Origin of the sequence: Geofilum rubicundum JCM 15548 (assembly GCF_000974365.1) — a bacterium.
Taxonomy (GTDB): domain Bacteria; phylum Bacteroidota; class Bacteroidia; order Bacteroidales; family Marinilabiliaceae; genus Geofilum; species Geofilum rubicundum.
Genome location: NZ_BAZW01000029.1, coordinates 14,491 through 29,736, shown reverse-complemented (window position 1 = coordinate 29,736; position 15,246 = coordinate 14,491). Strand labels below are relative to the sequence as shown.

Genomic DNA, 15,246 nt, shown 5'->3' with positions numbered 1-15,246 from the left:
ACCAAAAAATAGAAGGCCTGTCAAAAAATCATCCATTCATAGAGCGGAGGGTGTGAAATTATGGCAAAATAACACCATCAATAACATGTATCACACCATTCTTGGTTTGCACGTCTGCCAACACCACATTGATGTCTCCATCGAGGCTTACTCCCCCATTAACAACCACATCAATTGATTTCTCAGTGTTGAGCGTTGGGACACTTGAAGAGGACAAATCACCTGAAACAACGTTTCCACTAACCACATGTGATAAGAGTACTGAAGTCAACAAGGTCACATCCAAATCCGCAATACCATCTACCTCAAGCGTTTCAAAAAGTGCTTCAAAAGCAGCATTGGTCGGTGCAAAAACCGTCAATGGTCCATCCCCTGAAAGCGCGTCAACCAATTCCGCCTTCACAACGGCCTCCACCAAAATAGAAAAGGCGGGATTACTGAGGGCCACATCCACTATGTTGGGTTGAAGTAACACCTCATCAATGGCATGAATCACCCCGTTGGTTGCTACTACATCCACCACAGCCACATTGGATGATCCGTTAAGTACTACCCCATCGTCGGTAGAAATACCCAATGACACATTTTTCTCAAAAGCCGTCGCCAGCGTAGGAAAATATCCGGCCGTCACAGAAGAGGACGGATTAACGCCATCCAATACATGGTAGAGTAAGATGGGACTTAAAGCTTCGGCTGTTAAATCATCCAGCGTCACACCCAAATCGGTCAGCAACTGATCAAAAGCGCTGTTAACAGGCGCAAACACAGTAAAACGAACATCATCAGAAGCCAATGTCTCATCCAATTCGGCCTTTACAACCGCAGCCACCAAGGAACTAAAGGAACTGTTGGCCACAGCGTGTCCGGTAATTGACAAGGGTAAAATCACTTTATCAATCACATGAATCACACCATTATCAGCCATGACATTTGCGGTGGTAATCTCCGCCCGGTCATTCAGCATTAATCCATTCTTATACAAAGAAAGATTTAAGCCCTCGGCAGGTCCGGCAGAAAGGGTACTGTAATACCCGTCACTTAATTGAGTCGCCGTCATTTGTTCACCCAAAACGTGATACAATAAAACAGAAGTCAGCAATTCATCAGAAATATCGTCCAAAGATGAGGCACCCAATTCGGTTAACAGGGCACTAAAAGCAGCATCGGTTGGCGCAAATACGGTGAGGGAAGCATTGGGATCAGCTAAGGCATCCACCAGACCAACACGCGTCACAGCTTCCACCAAAACAGAAAAATCATCACTCCCAACTGCCACATCAACAATGGTATTGGTCATCACCTCATCTACTTTGTCATCCTCATCACTATCACATGCTGATAAGGTAAAAGCTGCCAGTAAAACAGCCAACATTTGAATTTTCAAAAACTTTTTCATAATCATTGAATTTTAATTAGCAATACATTTAATTGGTTTTGTGAGTTAAACAGTACGGCTCTGTTTTTGTTTAATCTTTTTCAGAAAAAGATAAACAAATTTTTACCGACAAATGCCAGACAATTAAAAATCAACAACTTACTAAAAGAAAAAAAATGGCTTAGCGTAGTTTTAAACTACGCTAAGCCTATTCACCAATCCATTACGCAAATCCCTATAACCATAAAAAAGAAATCCGTAAATTTGCTGCTATTAATAATTTTAAGCCACAGACAGATGATAAAGTCAATGACCGGATTTGGTAAGACCACTTGTGAATTGCCAGAAAAAAAAATTCATATTGAAATAAAATCCCTCAACAGCAAACAGCTGGATCTCAATCTGCGCCTGCCAACCATTTACAGAGAGAAAGAGCTGGAGATGCGCAACCGGTTATCGGCAGGATTGCAGCGTGGCAAAGTAGATATTTCAATTACCATCGAGTCGTTGACGGCCGACAGGGTTCCGCAAATAAACGAGCAGGTATTTGAACACTACTATAAGCAACTGAGTCAGCTTTCAGACAAGCTACAAATTAGCAGCCACTCTGATTACATCCGCACCATACTGACCCTGCCGGAAACGCTCAAAGTGGAGCAGGCTGAATTGGATGCAGAGGAATGGAAGACCCTGCAAGACGGACTCGCAGAAGCCATCGCCTCCATCAATCAATACCGCCGTCAGGAAGGAGCGGCCCTATATGATGACATTACGGCCAGAATCCACCAAATAGACACCCTGAGTCAGGAAGTGGTGCCCTTTGAAAAGCAACGCATTGAGCGGATCAAAAGCCGGATTAAGGAAAATCTGGATGAATGGAACGAAAAGAACATTGACGAAAATCGTTTTGAACAGGAACTGATTTACTACCTGGAAAAACTGGACATTACCGAAGAAAAAGTCCGCCTGAAAAATCACATCGACTATTTTAATGAAACCATAGCTGAAGATGAGCCCGTGGGAAAAAAACTGGCCTTCATCATTCAGGAAATCGGTCGTGAAATCAACACCCTTGGCTCCAAAGCCAATGATGCGGACATTCAACGCCTTGTTATTCGAATGAAAGATGAGTTGGAAAAGATTAAGGAACAAATGTTGAACATCCTCTAATTAAAGTGTGACCGCACAAATCAGAACCATGCAAAAAGGAAAACTCATTATACTCTCTGCCCCTTCAGGCTCCGGAAAAACCACCATTGTTAAATACCTTTTATCAAGGGATTTAAATTTAGCCTTTAGTATTTCAGCCACCAGTCGCCCACCCAGAATCAATGAAAAGCACGGGGTGGATTACTACTTTTTAGACGACGATACCTTTAAAAAAAGGTTGCAAAATGGTGATTTTTTGGAATGGGAAGAAGTCTATGCAGGCACCAGTTACGGAACACTTAAAAGCGAAGTGGAACGCTTGTTAAATGCCGGTAAAAATGTGGTATTCGATGTGGATGTTGTGGGCGGTGTAAACATCAAAAAACAATACAAGGAGGAGGCCTTGTCGCTCTTTATTCAGCCGCCTTCCGTGGATGAACTTCGTAAGCGACTCATTAACAGAAACACCGACAATCAGGAGGTCATTGAAAAGCGGGTGAACAAAGCCACCCGTGAGCTTCAGTTTGCGCCGGAATTTGATCACATTATCATCAATGATGTTTTGGAAGATGCCTGTCGGAAAACGGAAAAACTGGTGCGCCAATTTATTCAACAAGAATAACCATTGATCTAAAACTACTTTTGAATGAAGCATGTCGGACTCCTTTTCGGTTCCTTTAACCCTGTACACATTGGCCACCTGGCGCTGGCCAATTACATTTTAGAATACGAAAAACCGGAAGAAATATGGTTTGTGGTAACCCCTTTAAATCCCTTTAAAACATCCAGGGATCTTCTGGATGAAAAGGTGCGACTCGACATCCTAACAAGGGCCATTCAGTTGGAACCCCGTTTTAAAGCCAGCGATTTTGAGTTTGCCCTGCCGAGACCCTCCTACACCATAGATACTCTGGATCAGTTATCCAGCCAGCATCCGGACCATCACTTTTCGGTGATTATGGGAGCCGACAATCTGCTGGCCATCGACAAATGGAAAGAGGCGCAACGTTTGCTGGAAAGCCACCCATTGTTAGTGTATCCACGTCCCGGTTTTGACCTGGACCAGGCGCAGAAACATGCCAACATTCAAATCATCCAGGCACCGGTCTTTGACCTCTCATCCACCATGATCCGGGAAGCGCTGCAAGCCGGCAAAAACATTCGGTATCTATTGCCGCACGGGGTGTACGACTATATCCGGGACAACAAGCTTTATCCATCGGTTTAATCAGCCCTTACTTTTTCTTCAGTACCATATAGGCGGGCAGATGATCGCTAAAACCGCCATGATAGCTATTGCCGACATAGGTACGCCAGGTATACCCCTTGTACTTGCCTTTCTGCTGAAGCAGGAATTCCTCCTTAAAAATTTGGGCCGAATCAAAATAGTATTGGCCTTTTTTTGGCTTAAGTAAGGATTGGGAAATGATCATTTGATCAAAAAGGTTCCAAACACCCCGGTAAATCAAGGTGCCCTGTCCCTTCTCAAACAGGGGACCGGTAGCATTGAACAAAGCCCCTTTTTCCAAATTTGAACGGTCGGGCAAGGCCTTTAAATACTTAAGAACACTCTCATTGTCGGGGTCATCATTTAAATCACCCATCACCACAATTTTGGCTTTTCGCTCCGTGGCCATAATCGAATCGACCAGAGCGCGTGTTAACAAGGCTGCTTCCTTTCTAAAGGGTCGACTGCTTTCTTCGCCACCGTACCGGGAAGGCCAGTGATTAACGATAAAATGCATCTTTTCACCATTCAGCCGGCCCGAAACGACCAATTGGTCGCGTGTCAAAATCTGCTCACCCTTTTCATCCCGTATCACCAATGGAGCCGACACCGTGTTTTCCGGCTGAAATTTATCCGCCTGATATAAAAGCGCCACATCAATGCCTCTCTCGTCGGGCGAATCATAATGAATTATTTGATACCCCCTATTTTTTAAGACATCGGTATTCACCAAATCCACCAACACCTGACGGTTTTCCATTTCACACAGACCTATAACAGAGGGTCCATCTTCATTATACCCGATGCCCAACTGAGCAAGTACCAACGCCATCTGCCCCAATTTGGCACTGTATTTTTCAGAATTCCACTTCTTGGGTCCCTCCGGCGTAAACTCAAAGTCGTTCACATCCGGGGTATCGATGGTATCAAAAAGATTTTCCAAATTATAAAAAGCAACGACCTCTGCATTCCGCACTTGTCCGTATAAGACCTGTGTTCCGGCTAAACCTGAAACAAGAAAAACCACCACACAAAATCCTCTCAGCCATATTCGATTCATAGTCTGTTTTAATTAAAAACTCTATAACAAAACAACAAATAGCGATAATGGTTGACAAGTTAGATAATCTTTTCAAAAGACAGGCATCCACATTTCGTAATAAAACATAAACATGAGCAAAATCAGTCAGGTCCGGTCGCCGAATGAATGAGACAAGTCTTTTGCAGACTACATTTGATTTTGTTATATTTAGCCTTGGCAAAAGAATGAAATCCTCTTTTTTTTCATTTCTTTGCGCTGCCAAAAAACGGATTCATTAACGGGTAAAAATTGTTACGATAAAATGGGAAAAGTATTAGTAATTGGCGCCGGTGGCGTAGGAACGGTAGTCGTTCACAAAATGGCCGGTCTGCCGGAAGTTTTTTCTGAAATTTTGCTGGCCAGTCGCACCAAAAGTAAATGTGACGACATTGCCGCCCAAATTGGCGGCAACCGGGTGCAAACGGCTCAGGTGGATGCCGACAATGTGCCAGAACTGGTTGAACTGATCAACAGTTACCAACCTGATCTGGTGGTCAACGTGGCCCTTCCCTACCAGGATCTCACCATAATGGATGCCTGCCTGGAGACCGGCGTTTCCTATCTGGACACCGCCAACTACGAGCCCAAAGATGAGGCCAAATTTGAATACAAATGGCAGTGGGCCTATCAGGAAAAATTTAAAGAGGCAGGTTTAACAGCCATTTTAGGATGTGGATTTGACCCCGGTGTGACCAGTGTGTTTACAGCCTATGCGGCCAAACATCACTTCGATGAAATGCAGTATCTCGATATTGTCGACTGTAATGCAGGCGACCATGGTAAGGCCTTTGCCACCAATTTCAACCCTGAAATCAACATTCGCGAAGTTACGCAAAAGGGCAAATACTGGGAAAATGGTCAATGGGTGGTGACTGAGCCGCATGAAATTCACAAAGCACTGAATTACCCGGAGATCGGCCCCAAGGAATCCTACGTGATTTACCACGAAGAACTGGAGTCTCTGGTGAAGAATTTCCCCACCCTGAAACGGGCCCGTTTCTGGATGACCTTTGGACAGGAATACTTAACGCACCTGAGGGTGATTCAAAACATCGGCATGGCAGGCATTGAGCCGGTCATGTACAACGGCGTTGAAATTGTGCCCATTCAGTTTTTGAAAGCGGTACTGCCGAATCCGGGTGATTTGGGTGAGAACTATAAGGGATGGACCTCCATTGGTTGTCGCATCAAGGGACTGAAAGACGGGAAAGAAAAGACCTACTACGTTTACAACAACTGCAGTCACGAAGTGGCCTACAAGGAAACCGGCACACAGGCTGTGAGTTACACCACAGGCGTGCCCTGCATGATTGGGGCCATGATGTATTTGCAAGGCACCTGGAAAAAACCCGGGGTATTCAACGTTGAGGAGTTCAACCCGGATCCCTTTATGGAACAGCTGAACCAGCATGGCTTGCCATGGGTGGAGCTGCACGATGTCCATCTGGAGATGTAAAAACGAAATTCACTCAGGAATTAAACCGCCTTCGAGATAAATCGTAAAAAAATTGAGTTTGTTTGTCGTTTAAAAGCCCTCGTTGTTTGAGCGCAGCGAGTTCAAGGGGTTTAGACAAACAAACTCAATTTTAGGTTTATATCGTTAGCGGCGGCCTTTTTTGCTGACTTTTTGGGGCTGTAGCCAAAAAGTCAGAGCCTGCCCGGCTTGAGGGCTAAATTAGTAAGACTTAACCACGTCCCAGACAAAGGCCCTCACACCAATGGCCTTATTGCGCATATCCAACTTACGAACGGTCTTGAGGAGATCATCCACCCGGTCGTTGTCCACCATCGTCATGATGGCGGAATTCATTTCCGGCCAGGTATGTGTGCCCCTGCGGGGCTCACCATCCACACTGCCCTGTCCCTGAACCTGCTCAAAAAAAGTGAAACCTCTGATTTGTAACTGGTCTAGCATATATTCCACACGCTCGGTGTTGGCTTGATTGAATACAATAAATACGGCTTGCATAATCTTATATTTTAATTCTGTTTCTCATCATCTGCCATCGCAAAAAGACAAATTCTTTTCGGGTTCTTTCTTCCTTGTCGCGTTCGCCATGTTTCGACATAATACCATACAACACAGGCACCACAATCAGGGTTACCAGAGTCGAAACCAGGAGGCCCCCAATCACGACCACCCCCATGGGGCGCCAGGCTTCAGCTCCGGCTCCCTGACTCAGGGCCATGGGCAGCATACCCAAAATGGTGGTAAAAGCTGTCATTAAAACGGGACGCAAACGTGAAGATCCTGAAAGCGCAATGGCCTCATTCAGTTCATAACCTCTGTCGCGCATCAAATTGGTGTAATCTACCAACACGATACCATTCTTGACGACAATCCCCACCAGCATCACGACCCCCAAAGCGCCGATCATATCCAGGGATATTCCGGTAAAGAACAGAGCCAGTACTACTCCTGAGATGGCAAAGGGCACCGACATCATAATAATGAAGGGCTTGGAAAGCGACTCAAACTGAGAGGCCATCACGATATACACCAACATCACAATCAATGCCAGTAAAAGCCCCATGTCGGCAAAAGTCTCCTGCTGTTCCTCATAATCCCCTGCCAGTCGGATGGTCGCCCCTTGCGGCACCTCCACCTTTTCCAGTGCTTTTTCAATGCCCATGGCCAATTCGCCCATGGATGTTTCATGCGGGGTTACTTTCACCGAAACAATGCGCTGGCGGCTTTTTCGTTCAATGGTGGGGGGCGTCCAATACTCCTCTACCGTAGCAATTTCACTCAATTTGATGCGACCTCCTGCTGAGGGAATCGAGAGCGACTCTATGTCAGAGATGGTATTCCGGTTTTCTTCTACCAGACGGACAATGATGTCGTACTCTTCGCCGTCTTCTTTCAGGTATCCGGCCTGCATACCGGCTACCCGGTTATAGACATAGCCTGAGATGGTGGCGGCATCCAATCCGTGCCGCGCTATTTTTTCCTTGTCGATGTTTATTTTTAGTTCGGCCCGGTCTTCATCGCGACTGATGGTGATGTCCCGGGCATTGTGCACCTGCTGACGTATGGTATGGCGAATCTCTTCCGCCAAGAGGTTGGTCTGGTCAAAATCATGGCCATAAATCTCCACATCAACGGTAGATGTTTCCCCCATACCACTCGACACCTGCGCCTGAAAATCAACAACCTCTGGCAGAGAAGCCATTTCCTGCCTCAAAACTTCTGCTATCTCAAACGAGGTCCGCTCCCGTTCCATTTTATTCACCAGCACAACGGTCATGGCAATTTTATTGTTGGTGGTCGAATTAAACAGGGACGAAATACCTGCGTCATCACTAGATCCGGCCGAGGTCGACAGGACCTTAATTTCCGGCACCAATTCCATAAAGCGGGCTTCCAGAGCACGAGCCGTTTTCAGTGTTTCTTCAATGCGGGTCCCCCGATTGACTTCCACCGAAACAGAGATCCGGCTCTGGTCGCTTTGCTGCATAAAATCGGTACCAATCTTCCCCAAAAACATGGGCAGCAGGGTGATCAGGAAAAGCACGACCACAACAGCCAGGGTTAACTTTTTATGGTGCAGTACGTAACGCAGTAACCTGGCATAAAAGGCATCCAGCTTATCCAGCACTCCGACGATGTATTTTTGGTACCAGTTCTTTTTTTCCTCTTCTGCCACGATGTGTCCCTGCGCATCCAGGTTGATTTTACGTGCCTTCAATAACTTGGAGGCCAACATTGGGGTTAAGGAAATGGCGACCAGGGTGGAGGTAGTTACCACAATGGTGACAATCCAACCCAGCTCTTTAAACATGATACCGGCCAGACCGCCCAACATGGTGAGGGGCACAAACACGGCAGCGATGACCAGGGTGGTGGCGATAACGGACACCCAAACCTCGTTGGTGGCGTAAATAGCGGCCTCGCGCGGACTGGAGCCGCGCTCTATGTGCTTGGTTATGTTTTCCAACACCACAATGGCATCATCCACCACCATGCCAATGGCGACGGTCAGCGATGATAAGGAAATGATGTTCAGGGAGCTTCCCGTAAAAGCCAGATAGACGAAAGAAACCACCAAAGCAATGGGAATGGTGATCCCAATGATCAACGTGGCCCGCCAGCGTCCCAGAAACAGCAATACCACCAGCACCACAAAAAGCAGAGCGTACATGATGGAGGCTTCCAGACTGCTGATGGAGTCTCTGATGTCCTCCGAGGAATCGTAGATGACCTCCACATTAATGTCGGAGGGCAACAGCTTTTGAATCTCCCCCATCTCTTTGTGCACCTCCTCACAAATCTCCACCGTATTGGCGCCCGATTGCTTGGCAATAATCACGCGGACGCCATCGCGGCCGTTGATTTTCTCATCCAGGGACAAGTCCTTAATGGTATCACGCACCGTGGCGATATCACGGACAAAGACCTGGCGACCCTCACTGGTGGTGGAAACCACAATATGGTTGATTTCGGAACTTTCCACAAATTCACTGCGCACCTGCAACTGGTATTGCTCCTTCTCCATTTTGAGCGTACCGGAAGACCGGTTGATATTGTTCTGGCCAATGGCGGTCCCCACCGATTCGAGCGAAATGCTATAGGCATCGAGCTTTTCCTGGTCGATATCGACATACACATAGCGCTCCGGCGTACCCGCCAGCGAAATATTGCCGATTCCATCCACCCGGTTCAACTGAGGCATTACCACATCATTCAGAATCTTATCCAAACCGGCATAACTATCGTCGGCCGTTATCGAATACATAATAATGGGCATGGTACTGGTGCTGAACTTGAAGATGAATGGATTGCTGGTTCCGCTCGGCAGGTTGTCCTTGGTCATGTCCACATACGAGCGCACATCGTTGATCACCTCATCCAGATTCATTCCCCACTCCAGTTCCAGAGATACAATGGAGATATTATCCTGCGAGGTGGAAGTGATATCCTTTAAGCCATCAACGGAGTTCAGACTGTTTTCCAACAAGCGGGTCACATTGGTCTCCACTTCACTGGCATTGGCGCCCGGGTAGCTGGTCATGACCGAAATGTAGGGCGGCTCAATTTCGGGATACTGGTCGATGGGCAACATCTGCAACGAAAAGAGCCCCATCACCATGACGGCTACAAATATCAGTGCAGTTGTAACCGGTTTATTTATGGATGTTTTAAAAATACTCATGTTATTATCAAATCAATGGTTAACTATTTAGTGCCACCAGAGAACTAACCCTGGTGCAGTCTTTGATAAAAAACATCAAAGACGGGAATGGCCGTTTATCCCTTTTTCGGGACAATACCTGGCGCTTTCACCAAGACTACTTGACTATATTCAGCTTCACCCCTTCCACCAGTCGGGCCTGCCCCACGGTCACCAACTGGTCACCAATGGCCAATTCCTCTGAAAAAACCTCCACCATATCATCGACGCGCTTGCCCAATGAAATGCGCACCCGTTTGGCGCTATCGTTTTTAACCACAAAGACATAGCGCTCATTGGAGCCCGTCAACTTAAGCACCGCCTGATAGGGCACCATGATGGCATTCACCTCCCCAACTTTTATAGAGGTACGTGCGTACATACCCGGACGCAGCCGGTTATCGCCATTGGGTATTTTTAATTTGGCCTGAAAAGTATGGGTACTGGCATCGATGGTGGGATACACCATCTCAATAAGCGCCGGAAAGCGTACGTCGGGATAAATATCGGAAGTCACCTCCAGGGTCATGCCCGCCTTGATGAAAGGCACATAAGACTCGGGAATACTGACCAGGGCCTTTAGCTGATGCGTTTGTGTCAGAGTCAGAATGGGTGTACCACTGTACAATTCTCCATCTTCATAGTTCTTGGCCGAGATAACACCCCTGATAGGAGCTTTCACAAAGGTATTGGCACTTAAAAAATCGACACTCTCCCGTGTCTGCTCATACGCCAGCTTCGCCTGATCATAGGCCTGCTGCGACACCGTACCGGTCTCGCTCAGCGCTTTTACCCGCTCAAAATCATGGCTTAAATTGGCCAAAGTCAGTTTGGTGGTCGTTAATTGATTCTGATCCATGCGTACCAACAAATCACCGGCATTCACCCTTGCCCCCACTTCCACATAAATGTGTTCTATGTTACCCGTAACCGAGGGAGCGATGTTCACCGTTTCATACCCCTCAAGAGTGGTTGAAACGTTGATTTCCCGATCAATTTGTAAAGTCTTCAGGGGACTCACTTTCACATTTTCAACCCGCTCGGTGACCGTCTCAGCCTGCGCCTTATCACCGGCAGTACCACAACTAAGAACCAGCAGCGAAAAACCGCCTACAACAAAATATCTAAAGAAATGATTCATTTTTTTTGTATTTATGATTTTAATTTACCTAACAATCTATTAACCTAATGATCCCGCCTTGCGGGACTGCGCTTCGCTTGCCTCCCAACCTAATGATCCCGCCTTGCGGGTACCGATACTCGGTATTCCACTTCGTTACAACTCCCGCTGCGCTGCGCCTCTCGATCCCGCTTCGCGGGACTGCGCTTCGCTGCGCCTCTCAACCTTCCAGATTGAGTAGTGTTTCCAGCTCAATTTGCGCCCTTACAACTTCGAGTAAGGCCTGCACATAGCTGCTTTGGGCAGCAATGAGTTCAGAGCCAGATTGGGTGATGTCCAGACTGGAGGCCATGCCTTGCTCGTACTTTCTCGAGATGTTATCAAACACCCTTTGTACCACCACCATGTTCTTTTTTTGGGTTTCAAAACTTTCATAGGAAGAACTGAGGTTATAGGATAACTGGCGGTGCTGAATAAGGAGCGACTCACGGGTGTCTTCAAAAGTATTGAGCTGTTTTTGGTAGCCCAGTCGCGCTTCCTTAACCGCCTGCTGCCGACTGCCACTCGAAAACAGGGGAATGTTTAAGGAGAGGCCGAACATATTGGGCGGTGTCGAATTCATCGTGGCCTCATCGCTGAAATATTCCTTTTCGGAGTACTGGTAAAAGGCCGACAAAGAAGGGGCATAGGCCCACTTCTTTAGCGTGACCTGCTTTTGGGCCAGCGACACATTCTGCCGGAGTAACTGGTAATTGTAATTATTATCCAACACAAACCCCTCTCCCAACAGGGAGATACCGCTATTGGCGCTCATCAGGCCATCGATGGTCTCGCTTAGCATGATTTCTGCATCCACCTCCAGACCCAGTTGCAGGCGCATGGAATTGTAAATCATTTCGAGCGATCGGCGGTTGGCATTGATATTGGTCTTCATGCTGGCTACCTGCACCGAAATCAGGTCGGCATCGGTCTGCTCCGAGACACCCACTTCTACCGAACGCTCAGTAAATACCATCAATTGATTCAGGTGCTCCAGATTTTTCTCCAGCAACCGCACCGTCTCTTCCATGACCAATGCAGAATAGTAAAGTGTTTTCACCTGATCGGCCACCTCCTGCTCGGTTTGCTTCAAGGTGATATCCGCCATTTGTCCGGCCATCTTCTCCAATTGAACGCCCACCACCTGTGCCCCGCTCAGAGCTACAGAGGCCGTGGCCCCATAGGTCATTGAATTGGGCATGGATATTTGAAATTCACCCAAGTTCATTTTATACCCGAACATATTGCTGTAATCAACGTTGGCACTTACCTGGGGCAATAGGGTGGCCAGCGTTTGCCAGCGACTGGCCGCTGATATTTGAACATCCATGGAGGCATTCTTCAAACTGCGGTTGTGCTCCAGCGCATAAGTCTGAGCTTCCTTCAGTGAGAGATGTAGGCTGTTCTGGGCATCCGTCGTCCCCAAAAAAGACATGAGCATCATAAAAACTAAAATCCTGTTTCGCATTGTTACTATTTTGATTAATGGTTGATAAAACCTTTCTCTAACGGCTACAAATATCCCATGAATAGCAGTGGCTAAAAAAACGAATCAAGCAAACACAGAGAGATTTCAATAAGCGGAGGAGATCCTTCAATAACAGCCGTTGATTGAAGAAAACAGCTGATTATTGAATAATGAAAGAAAGAGGCTTTGGATCGATTTTATAAGTCGTAAATTTGTGGCCACGAGGAAATCCCGCTTTCCTCCCTTATAAAGAATGACACCATGATATTTACGAAATTCACCTCCTGGTTTAAGAACCTGCCGACCATGGCCATCTGGATCGTTCTGTTTCTCTTTTATTTCACCATTGGTGCACAACTCAGCCTTGTTCGGGGTTTGGTACTGGCTGCCGTGCTAACCCCCATCCAATTTACGGTTTACACCCTGAACCTTAAAAGGTTCATGCCCAGATATTATGACACCAACAAGAAAAAATTTCGCTTAAACAATACGGTGCTTATATTATTACTGGCAACACTTGGCGTTTCGTTGGAAAGCATCTATTTTCATTTCAACCCCGATATGGCTCCTCCTCACAGAGGCTGATTTTCCCCTTTATATTTCACATCATTCTTTGCCTGGTGGCCTTTTGGGTCAGCATGACCAAATACCTCATCGACAAGCAGGAAAAAACCAACATCGAATTGGAGACCCTGAAGCGTGGCAAGGCCGAAAGCGAGCTCAAATTCCTAAAAACGCAAATCAATCCCCACTTCCTGTTCAATGCCCTCAACAATATATATTCCATGGCCTATACCGGCGACAAGTCGGCCCCGGAGAAAATCACCATGCTGTCGGACATGCTTCGCTACGTGCTCTACGATTGTGAATCCGATTACATCTCCCTCTACAAGGAAGTGGACTACATCAACAGCTTCATGGAATTTCAGCAGCTCAAAACAGAAAAGCGGCAAAACATCCGGTTCGACATTGGCAATTATGATGAAAACTACCAGATAGCCCCCATGCTATTGGTCACCTTTGTCGAAAATGGCTTCAAGCACAGCAAAATAGAAAAGGACAAAAACGGCTTTGTCAACATTACCATTTCGCAAACGCCCGAAAAATTTTATTTCTTTGTCGAGAACAGCATTCCCGTAGAAGCAGCTGTCCCAACGCCTGAAACGAAAAGAGGCATTGGCATTGAAAATGCCAAAAACCGGCTAAACTTATTATATCCTAAAAAACACAAACTGGAAATCAGCAACAGCAACAATATTTATAAAGTGGAACTGGAATTGTACAAGTAATGGCAGAACAGCGAAAATACAACTGCATCGTGATTGATGATGAGTTTCTGGCAAGGAAACTAATGGCCGATTACATCTCAAAAATTCCCCAGTTTCATCTGGTGGATGCCTTTGATTCGCCTATGGCGGCCATCGACACCATTACCAGCGGTGGTATTGACGTGGTGTTTACCGACATAGATATGCCCGACATGTCGGGCATGGATTTCATTAAAAACCTATCCTTACCCCTCGTGCCCATTATTGTATTTGTTACCGCTTACCCCCAATATGCCGTGCAGGGTTTTGAAGTCAACGCCACTGAGTATCTGCTAAAGCCTGTCTCCTTCCCCCGCTTTGTGAAGGCCGTCAACAAAATCACCACCATTCTCAACTTCAAGCAAAAACTGGAAGGCATGGCCATGCAGGAAACGCCACGACCAAAGCCGAAAGGCGATCAGAAAGACTTCATCATAGTGAAGTCGGACCGCAAAATGGTGAAACTCATGTACGATGACATTCTGTTTATAGAGGGTGCGCTGGAGTACGTATTTTTCCACACCCTTGGCGGAAAATTTATGGGCCTTTATTCTTTGCGCAAACTCGAAAACGAGCTACCCGGGGACCAGTTCATGCGCATCCACAAATCCTACATAGTGGCCTTAAAGCGAATTTCAGAGATCAATGGCAACCAGGTATTGGTGGGTCGGCACACCATCTCCGTGAGCAAAGCCATGAAGCCTGTCCTGCTCGAACATTTTTCCGGCCGGAAATAACCACGTCCCAAAAAATCAAGCATTTCTATCCAAATCCCATTCATTAAGGGTTTCAACCGCCTGTTTAGTAATAGTCTAAATTAAAACTGAGGCAGAAAAAAACGCTGAAAGTCGCGTATTTGTTAATGTTTACTAATTTTCAACAACATTCCTTTTGTAAATATTGAAAATACGCTCTATCTTCATTTCGAAAAACAGACCTAATTTCTGGTCTGCCACCTTATAAAACGATCAGCTATGAGAGTTTTACTTTTAATAATACCTTTTTTTTGGGCCTGTCAGGGCCCAAAAACATCTGCCTCACAGGAGCGCACTGCACCTGAACCATCCGGAACCATTTCCTACACACTTTCGGTTGAAGGCATGACCTGTACCGGTTGCGAAAACACCGTCAAAAATGCGGTCCAATCCGTGGATGGTGTGACGGCAGTTGCAGCTTCCTTCGAGGACGAGTTGGTGAGCGTTTCTGTGACAGAAACAGCAGACACAGCTGCCATCCGTCAGCAAATTATCAGCTCAGGCTATACACCCACAGGAGGTTTTAGTCTTAAAGACAATTAATAACCCTTTC

The 15,246-nt window shown here is 46.5% G+C and carries 14 protein-coding genes; 8 read left to right on the top strand and 6 right to left on the bottom strand.

What is annotated here, in order from left to right:
* Positions 1 to 58 precede the first annotated feature (58 nt).
* A complete protein-coding gene (locus JCM15548_RS12905; RefSeq protein ID WP_062126064.1) occupies positions 59 to 1,396 on the bottom strand; it encodes a fasciclin domain-containing protein in 1,338 nt (445 codons plus the stop codon).
* A gap of 276 nt (positions 1,397 to 1,672) precedes the next feature.
* On the opposite strand from JCM15548_RS12905, the gene JCM15548_RS12900 reads away from it, so the two are divergent.
* From JCM15548_RS12900 to nadD, 3 genes are read left to right on the top strand one after another with little or no spacing between them, the layout of a single operon-like run.
* Positions 1,673 to 2,545, top strand: coding sequence for a YicC/YloC family endoribonuclease (locus JCM15548_RS12900; protein WP_062126099.1), 873 nt, complete (start codon positions 1,673 to 1,675; stop codon positions 2,543 to 2,545).
* Positions 2,546 to 2,573: 28 nt separating this feature from the next.
* A complete protein-coding gene (gene gmk, locus JCM15548_RS12895; protein WP_062126093.1) occupies positions 2,574 to 3,146 on the top strand; it encodes a guanylate kinase in 573 nt (190 codons plus the stop codon).
* A 24-nt stretch (positions 3,147 to 3,170) separates the two neighbouring features.
* Entirely contained in the window at positions 3,171 to 3,752 is a 582-nt protein-coding gene (nadD, locus tag JCM15548_RS12890) for a nicotinate (nicotinamide) nucleotide adenylyltransferase (RefSeq protein WP_062126061.1), read from the top strand.
* A 7-nt stretch (positions 3,753 to 3,759) separates the two neighbouring features.
* On the opposite strand, the gene JCM15548_RS12885 is transcribed toward nadD, so the two are convergent.
* The gene (locus JCM15548_RS12885; protein WP_062126058.1) at positions 3,760 to 4,812 is read right to left on the bottom strand and encodes an endonuclease/exonuclease/phosphatase family protein; all 1,053 of its coding nucleotides are present in this window, start codon (positions 4,810 to 4,812) and stop codon (positions 3,760 to 3,762) included.
* A gap of 283 nt (positions 4,813 to 5,095) precedes the next feature.
* Here JCM15548_RS12885 and JCM15548_RS12880 point away from each other — a divergent pair, with 283 nt between their 5' ends.
* A complete protein-coding gene (locus tag JCM15548_RS12880) occupies positions 5,096 to 6,289 on the top strand; it encodes a saccharopine dehydrogenase family protein (protein ID WP_062126055.1) in 1,194 nt (397 codons plus the stop codon).
* A 219-nt stretch (positions 6,290 to 6,508) separates the two neighbouring features.
* Here JCM15548_RS12880 and JCM15548_RS12875 read toward each other — a convergent pair whose 3' ends face one another.
* From JCM15548_RS12875 to JCM15548_RS12860, 4 genes are all read right to left on the bottom strand, one after another.
* Positions 6,509 to 6,802, bottom strand: coding sequence for a PG0541 family transporter-associated protein (locus JCM15548_RS12875; RefSeq protein WP_062126052.1), 294 nt, complete (start codon positions 6,800 to 6,802; stop codon positions 6,509 to 6,511).
* Between the two features lie 4 nt (positions 6,803 to 6,806).
* Positions 6,807 to 9,986, bottom strand: a complete 3,180-nt coding sequence (locus tag JCM15548_RS12870) for an efflux RND transporter permease subunit (RefSeq protein WP_062126048.1) — start codon at positions 9,984 to 9,986, stop codon at positions 6,807 to 6,809.
* A gap of 136 nt (positions 9,987 to 10,122) precedes the next feature.
* Complete coding sequence (locus JCM15548_RS12865; protein ID WP_062126045.1) at positions 10,123 to 11,145, bottom strand: efflux RND transporter periplasmic adaptor subunit; 1,023 nt, start codon at positions 11,143 to 11,145, stop codon at positions 10,123 to 10,125.
* Positions 11,146 to 11,344: 199 nt separating this feature from the next.
* Positions 11,345 to 12,631 carry a TolC family protein gene (locus JCM15548_RS12860; RefSeq protein WP_062126042.1) on the bottom strand — a complete coding sequence of 429 codons (1,287 nt, stop codon included), beginning with the start codon at positions 12,629 to 12,631 and terminating at the stop codon, positions 11,345 to 11,347.
* Between the two features lie 261 nt (positions 12,632 to 12,892).
* Here JCM15548_RS12860 and JCM15548_RS24075 point away from each other — a divergent pair, with 261 nt between their 5' ends.
* The 4 genes from JCM15548_RS24075 to JCM15548_RS12845 all read left to right on the top strand — a co-directional run bounded on the left by JCM15548_RS24075 (position 12,893) and on the right by JCM15548_RS12845 (position 15,236).
* On the top strand, positions 12,893 to 13,216 hold the full coding sequence (locus tag JCM15548_RS24075; RefSeq protein ID WP_227625789.1) for a hypothetical protein: 324 nt from the start codon (positions 12,893 to 12,895) through the stop codon (positions 13,214 to 13,216).
* 35 nt (positions 13,217 to 13,251) lie between these two features.
* Positions 13,252 to 13,920 carry a sensor histidine kinase gene (locus JCM15548_RS12855; RefSeq protein WP_227625788.1) on the top strand — a complete coding sequence of 223 codons (669 nt, stop codon included), beginning with the start codon at positions 13,252 to 13,254 and terminating at the stop codon, positions 13,918 to 13,920.
* A complete protein-coding gene (locus tag JCM15548_RS12850) occupies positions 13,920 to 14,675 on the top strand; it encodes a LytR/AlgR family response regulator transcription factor (protein WP_062126040.1) in 756 nt (251 codons plus the stop codon). The genes JCM15548_RS12855 and JCM15548_RS12850 overlap by 1 nt, the downstream gene beginning before the upstream one ends.
* Positions 14,676 to 14,912: 237 nt before the next feature.
* The gene (locus JCM15548_RS12845; RefSeq protein WP_062126037.1) at positions 14,913 to 15,236 is read left to right on the top strand and encodes a heavy-metal-associated domain-containing protein; all 324 of its coding nucleotides are present in this window, start codon (positions 14,913 to 14,915) and stop codon (positions 15,234 to 15,236) included.
* Positions 15,237 to 15,246 lie beyond the last annotated feature (10 nt).

Excerpts from the sequence above, each read along its gene's own strand:
- JCM15548_RS12860 (WP_062126042.1), bottom strand. The coding sequence starts at position 12,631 with ATGCGAAACAGGATTTTAGTTTTTATGATGCTCATGTCTTTTTTGGGG.
- JCM15548_RS12900 (WP_062126099.1), top strand. The coding sequence starts at position 1,673 with ATGATAAAGTCAATGACCGGATTTGGTAAGACCACTTGTGAATTGCCA.
- JCM15548_RS24075 (WP_227625789.1), top strand. The coding sequence starts at position 12,893 with ATGATATTTACGAAATTCACCTCCTGGTTTAAGAACCTGCCGACCATG.
- gmk (WP_062126093.1), top strand. The coding sequence starts at position 2,574 with ATGCAAAAAGGAAAACTCATTATACTCTCTGCCCCTTCAGGCTCCGGA.
- JCM15548_RS12875 (WP_062126052.1), bottom strand. The coding sequence starts at position 6,802 with ATGCAAGCCGTATTTATTGTATTCAATCAAGCCAACACCGAGCGTGTG.
- JCM15548_RS12880 (WP_062126055.1), top strand. The coding sequence starts at position 5,096 with ATGGGAAAAGTATTAGTAATTGGCGCCGGTGGCGTAGGAACGGTAGTC.
- JCM15548_RS12870 (WP_062126048.1), bottom strand. The coding sequence starts at position 9,986 with ATGAGTATTTTTAAAACATCCATAAATAAACCGGTTACAACTGCACTG.
- JCM15548_RS12865 (WP_062126045.1), bottom strand. The coding sequence starts at position 11,145 with ATGAATCATTTCTTTAGATATTTTGTTGTAGGCGGTTTTTCGCTGCTG.
- JCM15548_RS12850 (WP_062126040.1), top strand. The coding sequence starts at position 13,920 with ATGGCAGAACAGCGAAAATACAACTGCATCGTGATTGATGATGAGTTT.
- nadD (WP_062126061.1), top strand. The coding sequence starts at position 3,171 with ATGAAGCATGTCGGACTCCTTTTCGGTTCCTTTAACCCTGTACACATT.
- JCM15548_RS12905 (WP_062126064.1), bottom strand. The coding sequence starts at position 1,396 with ATGAAAAAGTTTTTGAAAATTCAAATGTTGGCTGTTTTACTGGCAGCT.
- JCM15548_RS12845 (WP_062126037.1), top strand. The coding sequence starts at position 14,913 with ATGAGAGTTTTACTTTTAATAATACCTTTTTTTTGGGCCTGTCAGGGC.
- JCM15548_RS12885 (WP_062126058.1), bottom strand. The coding sequence starts at position 4,812 with ATGAATCGAATATGGCTGAGAGGATTTTGTGTGGTGGTTTTTCTTGTT.